The sequence below is a fragment of the Actinacidiphila cocklensis genome (genome assembly GCF_907177275.1).
Taxonomy (GTDB): Bacteria; Actinomycetota; Actinomycetes; order Streptomycetales; family Streptomycetaceae; genus Actinacidiphila; species Actinacidiphila cocklensis.
Genome location: NZ_CAJSLV010000048.1, coordinates 221,467 through 240,260, shown reverse-complemented (window position 1 = coordinate 240,260; position 18,794 = coordinate 221,467). Strand labels below are relative to the sequence as shown.

18 protein-coding genes and 2 tRNA genes are annotated in these 18,794 nt (G+C 69.7%); 15 read left to right on the top strand and 5 right to left on the bottom strand.

Annotated features, from left to right (window positions below; all coding sequences use genetic code 11):
- The first annotated feature begins 36 nt into the window (after window positions 1–36).
- Together NFU81_RS12100 and NFU81_RS12095 are read left to right on the top strand one after the other, a co-directional pair.
- On the top strand, window positions 37–1,179 hold the full coding sequence (locus NFU81_RS12100; protein WP_251488661.1) for a PP2C family protein-serine/threonine phosphatase: 1,143 nt from the start codon (window positions 37–39) through the stop codon (window positions 1,177–1,179).
- A gap of 140 nt (window positions 1,180–1,319) precedes the next feature.
- A complete protein-coding gene (locus tag NFU81_RS12095) occupies window positions 1,320–1,514 on the top strand; it encodes a hypothetical protein (RefSeq protein ID WP_251488658.1) in 195 nt (64 codons plus the stop codon).
- Here the strand turns inward: NFU81_RS12095 and NFU81_RS12090 are convergent.
- Window positions 1,479–2,510: an asparaginase gene (locus tag NFU81_RS12090; protein ID WP_251488655.1), complete on the bottom strand. Its 1,032-nt coding sequence runs from the start codon at window positions 2,508–2,510 to the stop codon at window positions 1,479–1,481. The genes NFU81_RS12095 and NFU81_RS12090 overlap by 36 nt on opposite strands.
- A gap of 121 nt (window positions 2,511–2,631) precedes the next feature.
- On the opposite strand from NFU81_RS12090, the gene NFU81_RS12085 reads away from it, so the two are divergent.
- Window positions 2,632–3,084: an Lrp/AsnC family transcriptional regulator gene (locus tag NFU81_RS12085; RefSeq protein WP_251488652.1), complete on the top strand. Its 453-nt coding sequence runs from the start codon at window positions 2,632–2,634 to the stop codon at window positions 3,082–3,084.
- 273 nt (window positions 3,085–3,357) lie between these two features.
- Here the strand turns inward: NFU81_RS12085 and NFU81_RS12080 are convergent, their stop codons facing one another.
- A complete protein-coding gene (locus NFU81_RS12080) occupies window positions 3,358–3,564 on the bottom strand; it encodes an Imm32 family immunity protein (RefSeq protein ID WP_251488649.1) in 207 nt (68 codons plus the stop codon).
- Between the two features lie 307 nt (window positions 3,565–3,871).
- Here NFU81_RS12080 and NFU81_RS12075 point away from each other — a divergent pair, with 307 nt between their 5' ends.
- Window positions 3,872–4,177: a site-specific integrase gene (locus tag NFU81_RS12075; protein ID WP_251488646.1), complete on the top strand. Its 306-nt coding sequence runs from the start codon at window positions 3,872–3,874 to the stop codon at window positions 4,175–4,177.
- Between the two features lie 69 nt (window positions 4,178–4,246).
- On the opposite strand, the gene NFU81_RS12070 is transcribed toward NFU81_RS12075, so the two are convergent.
- Window positions 4,247–4,317, bottom strand: a tRNA-Gly gene (locus tag NFU81_RS12070).
- A 110-nt stretch (window positions 4,318–4,427) separates the two neighbouring features.
- Between NFU81_RS12070 and NFU81_RS12065 the strand changes: the two genes are divergently transcribed.
- From NFU81_RS12065 to NFU81_RS12040, 6 genes are all read left to right on the top strand, one after another.
- Window positions 4,428–4,504: transfer RNA gene (locus tag NFU81_RS12065), tRNA-Pro, on the top strand.
- 201 nt (window positions 4,505–4,705) lie between these two features.
- A complete protein-coding gene (gene tig, locus NFU81_RS12060; RefSeq protein ID WP_251488643.1) occupies window positions 4,706–6,100 on the top strand; it encodes a trigger factor in 1,395 nt (464 codons plus the stop codon).
- A gap of 220 nt (window positions 6,101–6,320) precedes the next feature.
- Window positions 6,321–6,929 carry an ATP-dependent Clp protease proteolytic subunit gene (locus NFU81_RS12055; RefSeq protein ID WP_251489062.1) on the top strand — a complete coding sequence of 203 codons (609 nt, stop codon included), beginning with the start codon at window positions 6,321–6,323 and terminating at the stop codon, window positions 6,927–6,929.
- A 67-nt stretch (window positions 6,930–6,996) separates the two neighbouring features.
- The gene (locus NFU81_RS12050) at window positions 6,997–7,671 is read left to right on the top strand and encodes an ATP-dependent Clp protease proteolytic subunit (RefSeq protein ID WP_251489060.1); all 675 of its coding nucleotides are present in this window, start codon (window positions 6,997–6,999) and stop codon (window positions 7,669–7,671) included.
- Between the two features lie 163 nt (window positions 7,672–7,834).
- A complete protein-coding gene (gene clpX, locus NFU81_RS12045) occupies window positions 7,835–9,118 on the top strand; it encodes an ATP-dependent Clp protease ATP-binding subunit ClpX (protein ID WP_251488640.1) in 1,284 nt (427 codons plus the stop codon).
- Between the two features lie 117 nt (window positions 9,119–9,235).
- On the top strand, window positions 9,236–10,189 hold the full coding sequence (locus NFU81_RS12040; protein ID WP_251488637.1) for an IS481 family transposase: 954 nt from the start codon (window positions 9,236–9,238) through the stop codon (window positions 10,187–10,189).
- Between the two features lie 82 nt (window positions 10,190–10,271).
- Here the strand turns inward: NFU81_RS12040 and NFU81_RS12035 are convergent, their stop codons facing one another.
- Together NFU81_RS12035 and NFU81_RS12030 are read right to left on the bottom strand one after the other, a co-directional pair.
- Entirely contained in the window at window positions 10,272–11,279 is a 1,008-nt protein-coding gene (locus tag NFU81_RS12035) for a hypothetical protein (RefSeq protein WP_251488634.1), read from the bottom strand.
- A gap of 112 nt (window positions 11,280–11,391) precedes the next feature.
- Window positions 11,392–12,363 carry a hypothetical protein gene (locus NFU81_RS12030; RefSeq protein WP_251488631.1) on the bottom strand — a complete coding sequence of 324 codons (972 nt, stop codon included), beginning with the start codon at window positions 12,361–12,363 and terminating at the stop codon, window positions 11,392–11,394.
- Between the two features lie 119 nt (window positions 12,364–12,482).
- Between NFU81_RS12030 and NFU81_RS12025 the strand changes: the two genes are divergently transcribed.
- From NFU81_RS12025 to NFU81_RS12005, 5 genes are all read left to right on the top strand, one after another.
- On the top strand, window positions 12,483–15,137 hold the full coding sequence (locus tag NFU81_RS12025; RefSeq protein WP_251488628.1) for a valine--tRNA ligase: 2,655 nt from the start codon (window positions 12,483–12,485) through the stop codon (window positions 15,135–15,137).
- Between the two features lie 75 nt (window positions 15,138–15,212).
- On the top strand, window positions 15,213–16,739 hold the full coding sequence (folC, locus tag NFU81_RS12020; RefSeq protein WP_251488625.1) for a bifunctional tetrahydrofolate synthase/dihydrofolate synthase: 1,527 nt from the start codon (window positions 15,213–15,215) through the stop codon (window positions 16,737–16,739).
- 12 nt (window positions 16,740–16,751) lie between these two features.
- Window positions 16,752–17,087: a DUF4233 domain-containing protein gene (locus NFU81_RS12015; RefSeq protein WP_251488622.1), complete on the top strand. Its 336-nt coding sequence runs from the start codon at window positions 16,752–16,754 to the stop codon at window positions 17,085–17,087.
- Between the two features lie 66 nt (window positions 17,088–17,153).
- Window positions 17,154–17,567, top strand: coding sequence for a nucleoside-diphosphate kinase (gene ndk / locus NFU81_RS12010; protein ID WP_251488620.1), 414 nt, complete (start codon window positions 17,154–17,156; stop codon window positions 17,565–17,567).
- Between the two features lie 197 nt (window positions 17,568–17,764).
- The gene (locus NFU81_RS12005; protein ID WP_251489057.1) at window positions 17,765–18,787 is read left to right on the top strand and encodes a rod shape-determining protein; all 1,023 of its coding nucleotides are present in this window, start codon (window positions 17,765–17,767) and stop codon (window positions 18,785–18,787) included.
- Window positions 18,788–18,794: the final 7 nt, after the last annotated feature.

Here is an 18,794-nt window from a genome sequence, read left to right as displayed (position 1 = left end):
CACGGCAGGGCCATCCGTGGATAGGGTCGCCGGGACATGGCGAAAACGGCGGTGGGCGAGGGGCCTCGGCTCAGGTGGCGCAGAAGGCTGCACCGGGCCAGGCTCAGCGTGCGCAAATCCGCCGTGGACTACTTCCGCGGCGGCGCGTCCGACTGGGTCGGCCTCGGCGTCCTGGTCGCGGTCATCCCGATCCTGGCGTACACCACGGTGGTCACCCCCGTGTGGTGCCCGCCCAGCGCCCTGGTGCTGCCCATCCTGGCCGGCGGGCTGCTGCTGCGCCCCTCCAGCCTGCTGCTGGTCTACGCGGCCTCCGCCGTCGCGCTGATCGCCGAGTCCGCCGCCCTCGGCCCGTACCGCGAAGGCCCGGCCAGGGTCACCCCCGGCACCGTCCTCGTGGTGACCGCGGTGGCGCTCACCGGCCTGGTCATCGCGCAGTTCAGAGCCAGGGTCGGGGTGCCGTGGCGGGGCGGCCACACCATGCTGTTCGACCTCAGGGAGCGCATCCGGGTCCAGAGCCGGCTGCCGCGGCTGCCCGGCGGCTGGCACGCCGAGATGTCGCTGCGGCCGGCCGGCGGCCAGTCCTTCTCCGGCGACTTCGTGGTCGCCACCCGCAGTTCCGGCGGCCGGGTGCTCGAAGCGGTGCTCACCGACGTGTCGGGCAAGGGCATGGACGCCGCCTCGCGCTCGCTGCTGCTGTCCGGCGCCTTCGGCGGCCTGCTCGGCTCGCTGCCGCCGCACGCCTTCCTCACCGCGGCCAACGGCTATCTGCTGCGGCAGAACTGGGAGGAGGGCTTCGCGACCTCCGTGCACCTGGTGCTCGACCTGGAGAGCGGCGACTACGAACTGCTCTCCGCGGGCCACCCGCCGGGCGTCCAACTGCACGCGGGCAGCGGGCGGTGGGAGGAGAAGGCCGCCGAGGGGCCGCTGCTCGGCGTCTACGACGGGGCCGAATTCAACGGAGTGAAGGGCACTTTGCGGTCGGGCGACGTCCTGATGCTGTTCACCGACGGGCTGGTGGAGACCGCCGAGCGGGAGATCGCCGAGGGCATGGACCGGCTGATCGGCGAGGCCGACCGCTTCGTGGCCACCGGATTCCGCGGCTCCGCCTGGCGGTTGATCGAGGCCGTCGCCAAAGACGTCAACGACGACCGGGCGTTGCTCGTGGTGTGCCGGGACTAGCCCACGGGAATGGGACTATGGGCCGTGTGTCGTACGGGCGTTGATTGTCGGTCACCGGTGGCACCATGGGTACGGGCGAGGCGGGGGGCGCAGCGGCGGTCCCCGGACCGGCAAGGAACCGAAAGAGGAAGTGATCCGCTGTGGTTATCTCCCTGTCCGCCGCACTGTTGCTCGCGATCGTCCTGGTGGTGATGATCCGGTCCAAGTCGATAAAGGTGGGTCCCGCGATCGTCGCGGCCCTCTTCGGCTTCTTCCTCGCGTCCACGGACATGGCGCCGGACATCAACCGGTTCCTCAACTCAGTGGCCGACACCATCAACCAGATAAAGCTCTGACGCCGGCGCCGTCTTCGGCGCGGTGTCCAGCAGCCGCCGCAGCTCCACGTCGGCGCTCGCCGCGTCCCCGGTCGCCAGCAGGGCGGCGAGCACCGCGATACGGGCCTGCCCCGGCTTGAGCGTGCCGGTCAGCAGCGCGCCCGCCGCGGCCAGGTCCACCGCACCGCCGCCGGTGTAGAGCGGCGCCACGGCGCCGGCCGCCACCCGGGTGCTGACCGCTACCCGCACCCCGCCCGCGACGGCCCGGCGGACGGCGTCGGCGATCTCCGGGTTCGCGTTGCCCGCGCCGGTGCCGACCAGCACGATGCCGCGGGCGCCGGCCGAGACCGCCGCGTCGAAGAGTACCGAGTCGGCGTCGCTGTGGTGCATCACGATGTCCACCCGGGGCGTGGCGCTGCCGCGCTCCGGCAGCGGCAGCGGCGCGCGGCGCGGCTGCCGCCGCCCCCAGCTCACCCGGCCGAACTCCACCCGGCCCAGCGGCGGCCCGTCCGGGTCGCCGAAGGCGCGGGCGTTGACCGTGTGCCGCTTGACGGTGCCGCGGGCGGCGAAGACCTGCCCGGCGAAGACGATCACGGCGCCGATGTCCCGGCCTGAGACGGCCGTCAGCAGCGCGTCGTAGAGGTTGCCCGCCGCGTCGCCGTCCGCCGCGTCCAGCGGCTGCTGGGCGCCGGTGAAGACCACCGGGCGCCGGTCGCCGTGGAAGAGGTCGACGAAGAACGCCGACTCCTCCAGCGTGTCGGTACCGTGGGTGACGACGACACCGTCCACCTCGGGGTCGGCGAGCGCGTCGTGCACCGCGTGCAGCAGCCGCAGCTGGTGGTCGGTGGTGAGCCGGGAGCTGTTGACGGTGAAGAGGTCCACCACCCGCACCTCGACGTCCTGCGGCACCGCGCCGGCTTCCAGAACCTCCCGCCCTGCGGCCTCGGCCGCGTAACCGTCGCCCTGCCAACGGCTGGCGATGGTGCCTCCGGTGCTGATGACCACGACGTGTCGCACGACGCCTCCGCTCCACTGCTGCTACTGATTCCGATCCCTCTGCAATGATATGCGCGTAGACCCGCCATATGATTGCTAATACCGGCTGGTACCGCGCTGAAACCTGGCGGATACTGCTCCTATGGACGCCATCGACAGAAGCATCTTGCGCGAACTTCAGGCCGACGGCCGGCTGACCAACCAGGAGCTGGCCCAGCGGGTCGGCCTGACCCCGTCCCCCTGCCTGCGCCGGGTGCGCCAGCTGGAGGACGACGGGGTGATCCAGACCTACCGCGCGGTGGTCGACCCGGCGGCGGTCGGACGCGGCTTCGAGGTCTTCGCCTCGGTCGAGGTCCAGCGCGACCGCGACTCCGTCGCCGCCTTCGAGGCCGAGGTGCAGTCCACCACCGACGTCGTCGAGGCCTACCGCCTCTACGGCGCCCCGGGCTGCCTGCTGCGCATCGCGGTGGCCGACTCCGACGCCTACGAGCGCTTCTGGACCGAGAAGCTCATCGCCCTGCCGGGCGTCAGCGACGTCAACTCCCAGATGATCATGCGCCGCATCAAGTCCCCCCGGGGCATCCCGGTCGACTGACCGTGCCGCCATTCGCCGCGCAAGGGAGCCGCCCAAGGAAAACCCCCCGGTCGCCGGGCAGGACCCGGGCCGGAGGCCACAGAGCGGGCGACGGGAATCGAACCCGCGTAGCCAGTTTGGAAGACGAGTGCGGTGCCCCCGCGGTGACCTCGTACGGCCCCGTCCAGGGCCTCCGGAGCGTCCGGCCCGCTGTTCCCCGTGGTTCCCCCTCGTTCGCCCCTCAGTCGGGCACGCAGCGGCCACGAAGCCGACTCGGGCTCAACCCGGCGCGTTCTACAACGTCTCATCTCGGGTCAGGATCAAGCTGATCGATCCGTCTTCGAGGTTGATACCGCCCTCAAGGTGCTCGTGGTACCCGTCACGGAGATGGGGCTCGGCAAGGCCGTGGAGTCGCTCGGCAAGTTCCCGTAGTCCGGCGGCATTGGCGGCGATGGTGATCTCGGTAGCGGAGCCGTACACGGTGATCCGAGGTTCATCCATGGAGTCACGCTACAGCGAGGCGTCTAGCCTCTCGATGCGAACTATGGGCGGGGGTCTGGTGCAGACGCCGGCGAGTTGGGGCCATCTCGGAGCCGGAGCGCCCCCGCCGGAGGCATCGTCGTGACTCGGCTGTGCGGGATCAGCTCATGCCGCAGGCCTCCCCCTCGCGGGCGCGCGCGGCGCCGGCCGAGCGGGGCGGAGACAGGAGCGCAGCCGGGTGCCTTGGTGAGGTGGGGAAACGGTCTCTGGGCTGAACGGGGGACAGCGCGTCTACAAGACTCCGAAGAGTGAGGCGGGAAAGCGCTCCGTGGCGATACCGGCGTCGATCATGCCGGTCGTCAACGTCCACATACAGGTGTACGCCGAGCCTGGTGCTCAGGGTCGAATCCTCGTCGGAGCGAAGGGGGCCACGCCACGCCCGAACCACTTCAACGGGCTATGGCGGAAGGCGTGCGCCGAGGTCGGGATCAAGGGCCTGCACTTCCATGACCTTCGGCACACCGGCAACCAGGAGCGGGAACGCGAGATCGCCGACGCCATCGACGGCATGATCGTGAAGGCGCTCAAGCGGGGCTCCGGCCGGAAGGGGCACGTGGGGGGCACGGCGAGCTAGAACAAGATCGGAAATGACAGCGGCCCGGGCTGCGGATTTACCTCCGCCACCTGGGCCGTAGTCGTACAGAGCGGGCGACGGGAATCGAACCCGCGTAGCTAGTTTGGAAGACTAGGGCTCTACCATTGAGCTACGCCCGCAGCGCCTCGATTCTGGCACACCGCACGCTGGTCGGTCGAACCGGATCGGCGGCGGGTGGAATACCGGCTGCCCACGGTCGACGGTGCATGTACTCTACGTGTCGCACCAGCGGGGTGTGGCGCAGCTTGGTAGCGCGTCCGCTTTGGGAGCGGAAGGCCGTCGGTTCGAATCCGGCCACCCCGACCAGCAGTTCACGTGCGGGCAGGCACCCGCGGCGGCGCCGGCCGGGAGGCCTCCGCCGGACCCCGCCCTGCGGGCTTTGTGGTACCGGTAGGATGGGCCGCTGGCGACCGGGCACGCGGCAAGGCCGAGTGCCGGGAGTACCGGGAGTACGACGCGTACCGACGGTCCGCCCCCATCAACGTAAAGCCCCAAGGAGACCCAACCGTGAAGAGCGCCGTCGAGACTCTGAACCCGACCCGGGTTCGACTCACTGTCGAGGTGCCCTTCGAGGAGCTCAAGCCCAGCCTCGACGCGGCGTACAAGAAGATCAACGACCAGGTCACGGTGCCGGGCTTCCGCAAGGGCAAGATCCCTGCGCGCGTCATCGACCAGCGGTTCGGCCGTGGCGCGGTCCTCGAAGAGGCCATCAACGACGCGCTGCCGAAGTTCTACACGGAGGCGGTCAGCGAGGGTGAGCTGAACGTGCTCGGGCAGCCCGACGTCGACATCACCGAGTTCAACGACGGCGACGAGCTGAAGTTCACCGCCGAGGTCGACATCCGGCCGGCCATCGAGATCCCGGACTACTCCGGCATCGAGGTCACCGTCGACGCCGTCGAGGTCAGCGACGAGGACGTCGAGAAGTCCCTGGAGCAGCTGCGGGACCGCTTCGCCTCCACCAGCACCGTGGACCGCCCGGCCGCCGAGGGCGACGTCGTCGTGGTCGACCTGGAGGCCTCGGTCGACGGCGAGGTGCTCGGCGACGGCATCGCCAAGGCCGTCAGCTACACCATCGGCTCCGGCCAGCTGCTCGACGGCATCGACGAGGCCGTCACCGGCCTGTCCGCCGGCGGCTCCGCGACCTTCACCTCCGAGCTGAAGGGCGGCTCCGCCGCCGGCAAGCCGGCCGAGGTCAAGGTCGAGGTCTCCGACGTGCAGGAGCGCGAACTGCCCGCGCTGGACGACGACTTCGCCCAGCTGGCGAGCGAGTTCGACACCCTGGAGGAGCTGCGCGGCGACAGCCGCAAGCGCCTGGAGTCGATGAAGCAGTACGACCAGGCGACGGCCGCACAGGAGAAGGTCCTCGACGCGCTCATCGAGCTGACCGAGGTGCCGATCCCGGAGAAGCTGCTCAAGGACGAGATCGAGACCAGGACGCACAACCTGGAGCACCACCAGTTCCCGCAGATGGGGCTGACCTGGGACACCTACCTGGAGCGCGAGGGCAAGACCCGCGAGGAGTACGACGCGGAGGTGGAGGCCCAGGCGGTCAAGGGCATCAAGACCCAGTTCATCCTCGACGAGCTGGTCAACAAGGAGAAGCTGTCGGTCAACCAGGAGGAGCTCACCGAGCACCTCATGCGGCGGGCCGCGACCTCCGGGATGAGCCCCGACCAGTTCGCGCAGGCCGTCGTCGAAGGCGGCCAGGTGCCGATGCTGGTGGGCGAGGTCGCCCGCGGCAAGGCGCTGGCCGTGGTCGTCGAGGCGGCGAAGGTCACCGACTCCAACGGTGAGGTCGTCGACCTCGCCGACGAGGAGGACGACGCCTCCGCCGAGGACGCCGCCGCGGCCGCGGACGCCGCTGCCGAGGACGCCTCCGCCGAGGACGAGCAGGCCTGACACGGGGTGCGCCCCTGACGGGGGCGCACCTTCCTGCGCAGGGCATGCGCTCAGAGCGAAATGGTGGCCGTACAGGATTGTCGGCCACCACCCGCGCGTTAGGGTCCGTAAGGAGAAAGGGTGCAGCCCCCGGCACGGGGGCGGTACCCGGCCCAGACGAAGACCCTGTGACGGCATGTCTACCGTCCGACAACGAGCAGGTGGATACGTGACGACTCCGATGCCTTCCGCCGCCGGTGAGTCCAACCCCGGTGGACTCGGCGACCAGGTCTACAACCGACTGCTCGGCGAGCGAATCATCTTCCTCGGCCAAGCGGTCGACGATGACATCGCCAACAAGATCACCGCGCAGCTGCTGCTGCTGGCAGCAGAGCCGGACAAGGACATCTTCCTCTACATCAACAGCCCCGGCGGTTCGGTGACCGCGGGGATGGCGATCTACGACACGATGCAGTTCATCCAGAACGACGTCGTCACGATCGCCATGGGCATGGCCGCCTCGATGGGGCAGTTCCTGCTCACCGCGGGCACCCCCGGCAAGCGCTTCGCGCTGCCGAACACCCGGATCCTGATGCACCAGCCCTCCGCCGGCCTCGGCGGCTCGGCCACCGACATCAAGATCCAGGCGGAGCAGCTGCTGCACACCAAGCGCCGCATGGCCGAGCTGATCGCCCAGCACTCCGGCCAGACCTTCGAGCAGATCACCAAGGACTCCGACCGCGACCGCTGGTTCTCGGCCGAGGAGGCCCAGGAGTACGGCCTGCTGGACGGGGTCATGCTCTCCGCCGCGCACGTGCCCGGCGGCGGCGGCACCGGTGCGGCCTCCTGAGGCGCACCGCCGAGCAGCCCCTGATCACTCGAAGCACTTCATCACCAGGACGGTGGACGTGAACCCCATGAACTTCCCCGGCAGCGGCCTGTACGAGCGCACCGAGGCCGAGCGGCCCGGCGTGTTCGGGGCTGAGGCCCGCTATGTCATCCCGCGCTTCGTGGAGCGCACCTCGCAGGGCGTGCGCGAGTACGACCCGTACGCCAAGCTCTTCGAGGAGCGGGTGATCTTCCTCGGCGTGCAGATCGACGACGCCTCGGCCAACGACGTCATGGCGCAGCTGCTGTGCCTGGAGTCGATGGACCCCGACCGGGACATCTCGGTCTACATCAACAGCCCCGGCGGCTCGTTCACCGCGCTCACCGCGATCTACGACACGATGCAGTTCGTGAAGCCGGACATCCAGACGGTCTGCATGGGCCAGGCGGCCTCCGCCGCGGCCGTCCTGCTGGCCGCAGGCAGCCCCGGCAAGCGGATGGCGCTGCCGAACGCCCGGGTGCTGATCCACCAGCCGTACAGCGAGACCGGCCGCGGGCAGGTCTCCGACCTGGAGATCGCGGCCAACGAGATCATCAGGATGCGGCAGCAGCTGGAGGAGATGCTGGCCAAGCACTCCACGACCCCGATCGAGCAGATCAGGGAGGACATCGAGCGGGACAAGATCCTGACCGCCGAGGAGTCGCTGGCCTACGGTCTGGTCGACCAGATCGTCTCCACCCGCAAGACCTCTGTGAACGTCTGAACCACCCGGCAAGCGGTGCCGGACGCGTGCGGTCCCCCTGGACCTGGATGAGCGAGTACGTCCAAGGGGGACCCACTCGGGGGGCGTGGCAAGGTACCGTCGATGAGAGAAGCACCAGGCTCCGTTGAAGGCCGGCGGAACCCAGGCGAAGGGGAAAGACCTCGTGGCACGCATCGGTGACGGCGGAGACCTGCTGAAGTGCTCGTTCTGCGGAAAGAGCCAGAAGCAGGTGAAGAAGCTCATCGCAGGCCCTGGTGTGTACATCTGCGACGAGTGCATCGACCTCTGCAACGAGATCATCGAGGAGGAGCTGGCAGAGTCCTCCGAGGTCCGTTGGGAGGATCTTCCCAAGCCCCGGGAGATCTACGAGTTCCTCGAGGGCTACGTGGTCGGCCAGACGCCCGCCAAGAAGGCGCTCTCGGTGGCGGTCTACAACCACTACAAGCGCGTCCAGGCGGGTGAGAACGGCCGCCCCGGCCACGACGACGCGATCGAACTGGCGAAGTCCAACATCCTGCTGCTCGGCCCGACCGGCTCGGGCAAGACGCTGCTGGCCCAGACGCTGGCCCGGATGCTGAACGTGCCGTTCGCCATCGCGGACGCCACCGCGCTCACCGAGGCCGGCTACGTGGGCGAGGACGTCGAGAACATCCTGCTGAAGCTGATCCAGGCGGCGGACTACGACGTCAAGAAGGCCGAGACCGGGATCATCTACATCGACGAGATCGACAAGGTGGCCCGCAAGAGCGAGAACCCGTCGATCACCCGGGACGTCTCCGGCGAGGGCGTGCAGCAGGCGCTGCTGAAGATCCTGGAGGGCACCACCGCGAGCGTGCCGCCGCAGGGCGGCCGCAAGCACCCGCACCAGGAGTTCATCCAGATCGACACCACGAACGTGCTCTTCATCGTGGGCGGCGCCTTCGCGGGCCTGGAGAAGATCATCGAGTCGCGGGCCGGCGCCAAGGGCATCGGCTTCGGCGCGACCATCCGGTCCAAGCGGGAGATCCAGGCCGCCGACCAGTTCCAGGAGATCATGCCCGAGGACCTGGTGAAGTTCGGCATGATCCCGGAGTTCATCGGCCGCCTCCCGGTCATCACCAGCGTGCACAACCTGGACCGCGAGGCCCTGCTGCAGATCCTGGTCGAGCCGCGTAACGCGCTGGTGAAGCAGTACCAAAAACTGTTCGAACTCGACGGTGTGGAGCTGGAGTTCGAGCGCGGCGCGCTGGAAGCCATCGCCGACCAGGCGATCCTGCGGCAGACCGGCGCGCGCGGCCTGCGGGCGATCATGGAGGAGGTGCTGATGTCGGTGATGTACGAGGTGCCGTCCCGCAAGGACGTGGCCCGCGTGGTGATCAGCGCCGACGTCGTCCACTCCAACGTCAACCCGACCCTGGTCCCGCGCGAGCCGCGGATCGTGGGCAAGGGCGAGCAGAAGAGCGCCTAGCTGTTCTGTCCATGGAGGTTGGTGACAGTGATCACGGCTGGGGGATCTTGAACGAGTGAGGGCCTTCCGGGTTCGGTGTGGATTGCGACATCGCCACCGAACGATCAGAAGGCCCTCATGCCCCACCGTAATGCACCCCTGACCGAGACTGGTCGCCTGCGTCTGGCCCGCTGCGTCGTGGACGACGGCTGGCCCCTGCGCCGCGCGGCTGAGCGCTTCCAGGTCTCGCCCACAACAGCTCACCGGTGGGCGTCCCGCTACCGTGAGCTCGGCGAGGCCGGGATGTCCGACCACTCATCGCGCCCGCACCACAGCCCGACCCGGACGCCGACCCGGACCGAGCGGCGGATCATCAAGGTCCGTGTCCTGCGCCGGTGGGGACCGGCCCGTATCGCCTATCTGCTGGGGCTGAACCCGGCCACCGTGCACCGCGTCCTGACCCGCTTCGGCCTCGCCCGCCTGGCCCACCTGGACCGCGCCACCAACCAGGTGATCCGGCGCTATGAGCACGCCGCCCCCGGCGACCTTGTGCACGTCGACATCAAGAAACTCGGCAACATCCCGGACGGCGGCGGCCACAGGGCCCTGGGCCGGCAGGCAGGCCGCAAGAACCGGGCCAAGGCCGGGATGAGCTTCCTGCACAACGCCGTCGACGACCACTCCCGCCTGGCCTACAGCGAGATCCTCACCGACGAGAGGAAAGAGACCGCCGCCGGGTTCTGGCAGCGCGCCCACACCTACTTCGCCGAAGCCGGGATCACCGTCCAGCGCGTCTTGACCGACAACGGCGCCTGCTACAAGTCCCACCTGTGGCGCGACACCCTGGCAGCGGCCGGGATCACTCACAAGCGCACCCGCCCCTACCGGCCACAGACCAACGGGAAGGTCGAGCGGTTCAACCGGACCCTGCTGGACGAGTGGGCCTACGCCAAGCCATACCGGACCGAGACCGAACGACGCGAGGCATACCTCCTCTGGCTCCACACCTACAATCACCACCGCGGACACACCGCACTCAAAGGCCAACCACCCGCCAGCCGCGTCCCCAACCTCACGGGTCAGTACACCTAGCCGTCACGCAGCACGGCACACGAAGGGGGCGCCCCGGTCCTGGACCGGGGCGCCCCCTTCGCCGTGCCTGCCGGGCGCGTGGCTACGCCAGCGGCACCCGCGTGTCCTTGCGGACCTTGACGAGCAGGTCGGCGGTGTCGTTCGCCGACAGGCTGGTGCCGCTGCCGGTGGTCAGGGAGGCGAAGTCGAGCGGCGTGACCGTGCCGACCGTGCTGTAGTCCGCCCAAAGGCAGATGCTGAAGGTGACCGCCTTGGACGTGTCGTCCTTGTTGGTGACCTTGGCGGTCTGGCACTCCACGACCGCGTCCTCGGCGCCGGCCGGGTGCAACGTCTGCGTGTCACCGACCAGTTCGGTCTTGGTGTCGTCGCTGTCGTCGGTGGTGGCGCCCTTGCGCAGCTCGGCCATCATGCCGTCGGCGACCTTCTTCGGGTCCTTGACGTCACCGTAGGCGCCGCTGAACGACAGCAGCGTGCCGGTGGTCTGCGAGCCCTTGATGTAGCCCGCCGAGACCCGCTGAGGGTTCGTCATGCCGAGCGACGTGAGCGTCTTCACGTCGTCGTCGTCGAAGGCCATGTCGTCGGATTCCGCGTCGTCGGACTTCTTGTAGTCCGTGGCGACGGTGGCCGGGGTGGTCAGCTTGTACTTCTTGCCGTCGTTCTTCGGGCCGGAGCCCCCGTCGTCCTTGCCCACGACGAAGAAGACGCCGACGCCGACCGCCACCAGTGCCACGACGGCGCCGATGATGATCCCGGTGCGCTTGCCGCCGCCGCCCTGCGGGGCGCCGGGCGGCTGGCCGTAGCCGTAACCGGGCTGCTGCGGCACCTGGCCGTACGCCGGCTGCTGGCCGTACGCGGGCTGACCGGGCTGGCCCTGCTGCGGGTAGCCGTAACCCGGCTGGGGCTGCTGCTGGCCGTAGCCGGGCTGCTGCGGAGGCTGGCCGTACGCCGGCTGCGCGGGCTGGCCCTGCTGCGGGTAGCCGTAACCGGGCTGGGGCTGGCCGTAGCCGCCGGGCTGCTGCGGGGGCTGCTGGCCGTACGGGTTCGGCGGCTGCTGGCCGTAAGGGTTGGGCGGCGGCTGGTTGTTGCTCATTGGAACGAGGGTCCCCTCCGTTGACATCGTCGGCCCATCCTTGCGGACGTGGCACGTCCTCTTCACCCAGGGGGGCGGATCGGCCCGCAACCGCCCCCCTGGGGAAGGCTGATCAGCCCGCCAGTACCCGGGTGTCCTTGCGGACCTTGGCCAGCAGGTCGGCGGTGTCCTTCGCCGACATGCCCGTTCCGCTGCCGGTGGTCAGCACGCTGAGGTCCAGCGGCGCGACGGTGCCGACGGTGCTGTAGTCCGCCCACAGGCACACCGACAGGGTGTAGCCCTTGCCGGATTCGGAGTCGGTGACCTTGGCGGTCTGGCACTGCACCACCGCGTCGTCCGCGCCCGCCGGGTGCATCGTCTGCGGGTCGCCGATCAGTTCGGTCTTGGTGCCGTCGGAGTCCTTGTCCGGGTCGTCGCGCAGCGACTTCATCATCGCGTCGGCGACCTTCTGCGGGTCCTTGACGGTGCCGTACGCGCCCTCGAAGGACAGCACCCTGCCGCTGGTGTCACTGCCCTGCAGATAGCCCGCCTGGGTCTTCTGCGCGTTCGTCATCCCGTTGGCGGCCAGCAAGGTCATGGTGTCCTTGTCCAGGCCGTCGGTGTCGCTGAAGTCCGAGTCGTCGCCCTGGAGCTTGTAGTCCGTCGCGACGGTCTCCGGCGTGGTCAGCTTGTACTTCTTGCCGTCGTCCTTCAGGCCGCCGTCGCTCTTGCCCACGACGAAGAAGACGCCGGCGCCGATCGCCGCGAGGGCGACGACCGTGCCGACGATGATCCCGGTGCGCTTGCCCTTCCCGCCCTGCGGCGGCTGCTGGCCGTAGCCGTACGGCTGCTGCTGTTGCTGCGGGTAGCCGTACCCGGGCTGCTGGGGCGGCACCTGGCCGTAGCCGGGCTGCTGCGGTGGGACCTGGCCGTACCCGGGCTGCGGCTGGCCGTATCCCGGCTGCTGCTGCGGGTAGCCGTACCCGGGCTGTTGCTGCGGGTAGCCGTAGCCCGGTGGCGGCTGGGGCGGCTGCTGCGGTTGCTGCCCGTACGGATCGGACGGCTGCTGGCCATAAGGGTTCGGCGGCGGCTGGTCGTTGCTCATGGGCTCGGGTTCCCCTCCCGTGGATGCCTTGCCCCATCTTCGCCGATCCTTTACGCCGCGCTTACCGCGGGGGAGCAACTGGTTCGTAACAGCCCGGCACGCCACCGTAGAATCGCCGGGTGACCGACAACACTCAGCGCCCCCACGACGGGCCGACCAGCGCCCCCGAACTGCCGACGACCTACGCGCCGGCCGACGTAGAGGGGCCGCTGTACGAGCGCTGGGTAGAGCGCGGCTACTTCGAGGCCCACGCCAAGAGCGACAAGCCGCCGTTCGCCGTCGTCATCCCGCCGCCGAACGTCACCGGCAGCCTGCACCTGGGCCACGCCTTCGAGCACACGCTGATCGACGCGCTGACCCGGCGCAAGCGCATGCAGGGCTACGAGACGCTGTGGCAGCCCGGCATGGACCACGCCGGCATCGCCACGCAGAACGTCGTCGAGCGCGAACTGGGCAAGGAGGGCAAGTCCCGGCACGACCTCGGCCGCGAGGCGTTCGTCGAGCGCGTCTGGCAGTGGAAGGCCGAGTCCGGCGGCCAGATCTCGGGCCAGATGCGCCGCCTCGGCGACGGCGTCGACTGGTCCCGCGAACGCTTCACGATGGACGAGGGCCTGTCGAAGTCCGTCCAGACCATCTTCAAGCGGCTCTACGACGACGAGCTGATCTACCGCGCCGAGCGGATCATCAACTGGTGCCCGCGCTGCCTGACCGCCATCTCCGACATCGAGGTCGAGTACGAGGAGGAGGACGGCGAGCTGGTCTCAATGCGCTACGGCGACGGTGACGACAGCATCGTCGTGGCCACCACCCGGGCCGAGACGATGCTCGGCGACACCGCGGTCGCCGTCCACCCCGACGACCCGCGCTACCGGCACCTGGTCGGCAGGACCGTCAGGCTGCCGCTGACCGACCGCTCGATCCCGGTCGTCGCCGACACCCACGTCGACCCCGAGTTCGGCACCGGCGCGGTCAAGGTGACGCCCGCGCACGATCCGAACGACTTCGAGATCGGCCGCCGCCACGATCTGCCGGCGATCACGGTCATGGACGAGCACGCCGTCATCACCGTCTCCGGCCCCTTCCAGGGCCTCGACCGGCTCGAAGCGCGCTCCGCGATCGTCGCGGCGCTGCGCGCCGACGGCCGGATCGTCGCCGAGAAGCGCCCGTACCGCCACTCGGTCGGCCACTGCTCGCGCTGCAAGACGACCATCGAGCCGCGGCTGTCCATGCAGTGGTGGGTCAAGGTCGGCCCGCTGGCCAAGGCCGCGGGCGACGCGGTCCGCGACGGCCGGGTCGCCATCCACCCGCAGGAGATGGAGAAGCGCTACTTCGACTGGGTCGACAACCTGCACGACTGGTGCATCTCGCGGCAGTTGTGGTGGGGCCACCGCATCCCGGTCTGGTACGGCCCGAACGGCGAGACGGTCTGCGTCGGACCCGACGACGAGGCGCCCCCTACCTCCGGCGGGGGGACCCCCAGCGAGGGCTGGACGCAGGACTCCGACGTCCTGGACACCTGGTTCTCCTCGGGCCTTTGGCCCTTCTCCACCATGGGCTGGCCCGAGCAGACCCCGGCGCTGGAGAAGTTCTACCCGAACGCGGTCCTGGTCACCGGCTACGACATCCTCTTCTTCTGGGTCGCCCGGATGATGATGTTCGGCCTGTACGCGATGGACGGCACCCCGCCCTTCCACACCATCGCCCTGCACGGCATGGTCCGCGACCAGTTCGGCAAGAAGATGTCCAAGTCCTTCGGCAACGCGGTCAATCCGCTGGACTGGATGGACACCTACGGCTCCGACGCGGTCCGCTTCACGCTGGCCCGCGGCGCCAACCCGGGCATCGACGTGCCGATCGGCGAGGACTGGGTCCAGGCGTCCCGCAACTTCGCCAACAAGATCTGGAACGCCACCCGCTTCGCGCTGATGAACGGCGCCACCGTCGAGGGCGAACTGCCGCCGGCGGAGCAGCTGTCCGCGGTCGACCGGTGGATCCTGTCGCGGCTCGGCAGGACCGTCGCCGAGGTCGACGCCCTCTACGACGACTACCAGTTCGCGAAGCTGTCCGACAGCCTCTTCCACTTCGCGTGGGACGAGGTCTTCGACTGGTACGTCGAGCTGTCCAAGACCACCTTCCTCAAGGGCGGCGAGGGCGCGCGGGTCTCGCAGCGGGTCCTCGGCGAGGTCCTGGACACCCTGCTGCGGCTGCTGCACCCGGTCGTCCCCTTCGTCACCGAGACGCTGTGGACGACGCTCACCGGCGGCGAGTCGCTGGTGATCGCGGACTGGCCGAAGGACGGCGGCTTCCGCGACCCGGCGGCCGAGGCGGAGATCGCCGAGGTCCAGCGGGTCGTCACCGAGGTCCGCCGCTTCCGTGCCGACCAGGGCCTGCAGCCCGGCCAGAAGGTCCCGGCCAGGCTCGGCCTGGCCGGCACCCTGCTGGCCGCGCACGAGGACGCCATCCGGCAGCTGCTGCGGCTGCAGCCGGCCGGCGACGGCTTCCACGCCACCGCGTCGCTGCCGGTGGCCGGCGCCACCGTCGAGCTGGACCTGTCCGGCGCCATCGACGTGGCCGCCGAGCGCAGGCGGCTCACCAAGGACCTGGGCCTGGCCGAGAAGGAGAAGTCCGACGCGGGCCGCAAGCTCGGCAACGACGCATTCCTGGCGAAGGCGCCGGAGAAGGTCGTGGCCGGCATCAGGGCACGGCTGGCGGCGGCCGAGGCGGACATCGAACGGATCACCGCCCAGCTGGGCGCCCTGCCCGAGCAGGGCTGAGGCGTACACAGGCGCACAGGTGAGCGTGGTGGCCCTGGCCGTGAGGCCGGGGCCGCCTTCCGTAGACTGGACATCGTGACCGACCTCCCCCCGAACGGCGACACCGCGGACGATCCGCACTTCGAAGAAGCCGACGACGACCTCGACCCCGGCGCCGGCCCGCGCGAGGCCGACATGGCCGTCATCGAGGCCGGCAGCCGCACGCTGCGCGCCGGCATCAGCCCGGCCGCCGTCGACGACGTACCGTCCCGCCCGTCCGACCCCGCGGTCGACCGCGAGCTGCGGGAGGTCGAGGAGGAGCTGCTCGGGCGGTGGCCGGAGACGAAGCTCGACCCGTCGCTGGACCGGATGGCCGCGATCATGGACGTGCTGGGCGAGCCGCAGCGCGCCTACCCGGCCATCCACATCACCGGCACCAATGGCAAGACCAGCACCGCCCGGATGATCGAGCGGCTGCTGCTCGCCTTCGAACTGCGCACCGGCCGGTACACCAGCCCCCACGTCCAGTCCGTCACCGAGCGGATCAGCCTGGACGGCGCCCCGATCAGCGCCGAGCGCTTCATCGAGACCTACCGCGATCTGCAGCCCTACGTCGGGATGGTGGACGCGGCCCAGCCGTACCGCCTGTCGTTCTTCGAGGTGCTCACCGCGATGGCCTACGCAGCCTTCGCCGACGCACCCGTCGACGTGGCCGTGGTCGAGGTCGGCATGGGCGGCAGCTGGGACGCGACCAACGTGGTCGACGGGCAGGTCGCCGTCGTCACCCCGATCGCGCTCGACCACACCGACCGGCTCGGCGGCACCCCCGGCGAGATCGCGGTCGAGAAGGCCGGCATCGTCAAGAAGGACGCCACCGCCGTGCTCGGCAGGCAGCCCGCGGACGCCGCCCAGGTGCTGCTGAAGCGGGCCGTCGAGGTCGACGCGACGGTGGCCCGCGAGGGCATGGAGTTCGGCGTCGCCCACCGCGAGGTCGCGGTCGGCGGGCAGCTGCTGACGCTGCGCGGCCTCGGCGGCGAGTACGACCAGATCTTCCTGCCGCTGCACGGCGAGCACCAGGCGCAGAACGCCTCGGTCGCACTCGCCGCGGTCGAGGCCTTCTTCGGTATCGGCCGGCTGCACCAGCGCACCCTGGACGTGGAGACCGTGCGCGGCGCGTTCGCCGCGGTCACCTCGCCCGGCCGCCTCGAAGTGGTCCGCCGCAGCCCCACCGTGGTGCTGGACGCGGCGCACAACCCGGCGGGCGCGCAGGCCACGGCGGCGGCGATCAGCGAGGTCTTCGACTTCACCCACCTGGTCGGCGTGGTCTCCCCGAGCGGGGACAAGGACGTACGCGGGCTGCTGGAGGCCTTCGAGCCGGTGCTCACCGAGATCGTGGTGACCCGCAACTCCACCCACCGCGCGATGGACGTGGACGAGCTGGCGGCGCTGGCCGTCGAGGTCTTCGGCGAGGACCGGGTGCAGGTCGAGCCGCGGCTGGACGACGCTCTGGAGGCGGCGATCACGCTGGCCGAGGACGAGGGCGCATACGCGGGCGCCGGTGTACTGGTCACCGGTTCCGTCATCACCGTGGGAGAGGCCCGGCTGCTGCTGGGCCGCAAGTAAGGGGCTGGGTCCATGCGGACGCTCTGTTCGAGCACGCTGATCGGCGAGTTCTTCGTCATCGGCTTCGCCGGACTGGTCGCGATGAAGAATCCCGACCTGTCGATGGGCACCGTGTGGACGGTGTCGGGAATCGCCATGGGGCTGTGCGTCGTGCTGTGCGGACTGCTGAAACGGCCCGGTGCGCTGGTGGTCGGCTGGGCGCTGCAGGTAGGCCTGTTCGCCAGTGGCTTCGTGGTCGGTACGATGTTCTTCCTCGGGCTGGTCTTCGGCGGGCTGTGGTGGGCGTCGATCCACTTCGGCCGCAAGGTCGACGAGGCCAAGGCGCGGAACGCGGCGCAAGCGGCCTGACGGCCGCCTAGTAGGGTCGTCGTACCAGCCGTCACACATCTTTCCGTATTCAGCAGGAGCCGCCCCGTGTCTCAGCGCACCCTCGTCCTTCTCAAGCCCGACGCCGTACGCCGTGGCCTGGTGGGCGAGATCCTCGGCCGGATCGAGCGCAAGGCGGGCTGGACGATCGGCGCCCTGGAACTGCGCACCCTGGACCGCGGCATCCTCGAACAGCACTACGCCGAGCACGTCGGACGCCCGTTCTACGAGCCGCTGGTGGCGTTCATGGAGTCCGGTCCCTCGGTGGCGCTGGTGGTCGAGGGCGAACGCGTCATCGAGGGCCTGCGCGCGCTTGCCGGCCCGACTGACCCGATTGCCGCAGCGCCGGGCTCCATCCGGGGGGACTTCGGCACGATCGTGCGCGAGAACCTGGTCCACGCCTCGGACTCGGAGGAGTCCGCGGATCGCGAGATCAAGCTGTTCTTCCCCGGTCTGGCCTAACACCCCCGCCGGACAGGGCATATGTCACGGTCGATCGGGAACCAAACATCCCGACACGGCGTCACCATTACCGAGGTCCGCTGTGTGTTCTGATGACAATGACGTCGGAACCCCGACTCCGCGCCGTACCGGTCGCGACTACGATGGAATCTCCGCTCAAGCTCGGGAAGGCCAGACGTATCCTCATGGCGAACAACATGTCGTTCATCGGCCGTGACATGGCTGTCGACCTCGGGACCGCCAACACGCTGGTGTACGTCAGGGGTCGCGGGATCGTTCTGAACGAGCCCTCCGTCGTGGCAGTGAACACCAACACCGGCGGCATCCTGGCGGTCGGTGCAGAGGCCAAGAAGATGATCGGCCGCACACCGGGCAACATCGTCGCGGTCCGGCCGCTCAAGGACGGCGTCATCGCCGACTTCGAGATCACCGAGCGCATGCTGCGGTACTTCATCCTCAAGGTGCACAGGCGCCGCTACCTCGCCCGCCCGCGGATGGTCATCTGCGTGCCCTCCGGCATCACCGGCGTCGAGCGCCGGGCCGTGATCGACGCGGCCAACCAGGCGGGTGCGCGGACCGTGCACATCATCGAGGAGCCGATGGCCGCCGCGATCGGCGCCGGGCTCCCCGTGCACGAGGCCACCGGCAACATGGTGGTGGACATCGGCGGCGGCACCACCGAGGTCGCGGTCATCAGCCTCGGCGGCATCGTCACCGCCCAGTCCATCCGGGTGGCCGGCGACGAGCTGGACAACGCGATCATCCAGCACATCAAGAAGGAGTACAGCCTGCTGCTCGGCGAGCGCACCTCCGAGCAGATCAAGCTCACCGTCGGGTCGGCCTTCGCGACCAAGGACGACGAGGAGCACACCGAGATCCGCGGCCGCGACCTGGTCAGCGGGCTGCCCAAGACGGTGGTCATCTCGGCGGCCGAAGTGCGCAAGGCCATCGAGGAACCCGTCAACGCGATCGTGGACGCGGTCAAGACCACGCTGGACAAGTGCCCGCCGGAACTGTCGGGCGACATCATGGACCGCGGCATCGTGCTGGCCGGCGGCGGCGCACTGCTCCGCGGCCTGGACGAGCGGCTGCGGCACGAGACGGGCATGCCCATCCACATCGCCGAGACCCCGCTGGACTGCGTGGCACTCGGCGCGGGCAAGTGCGTCGAGGAGTTCGAGGCACTGCAGCGGGTCCTCGACGCCGCTCCCCGCAGATGACGCGCGG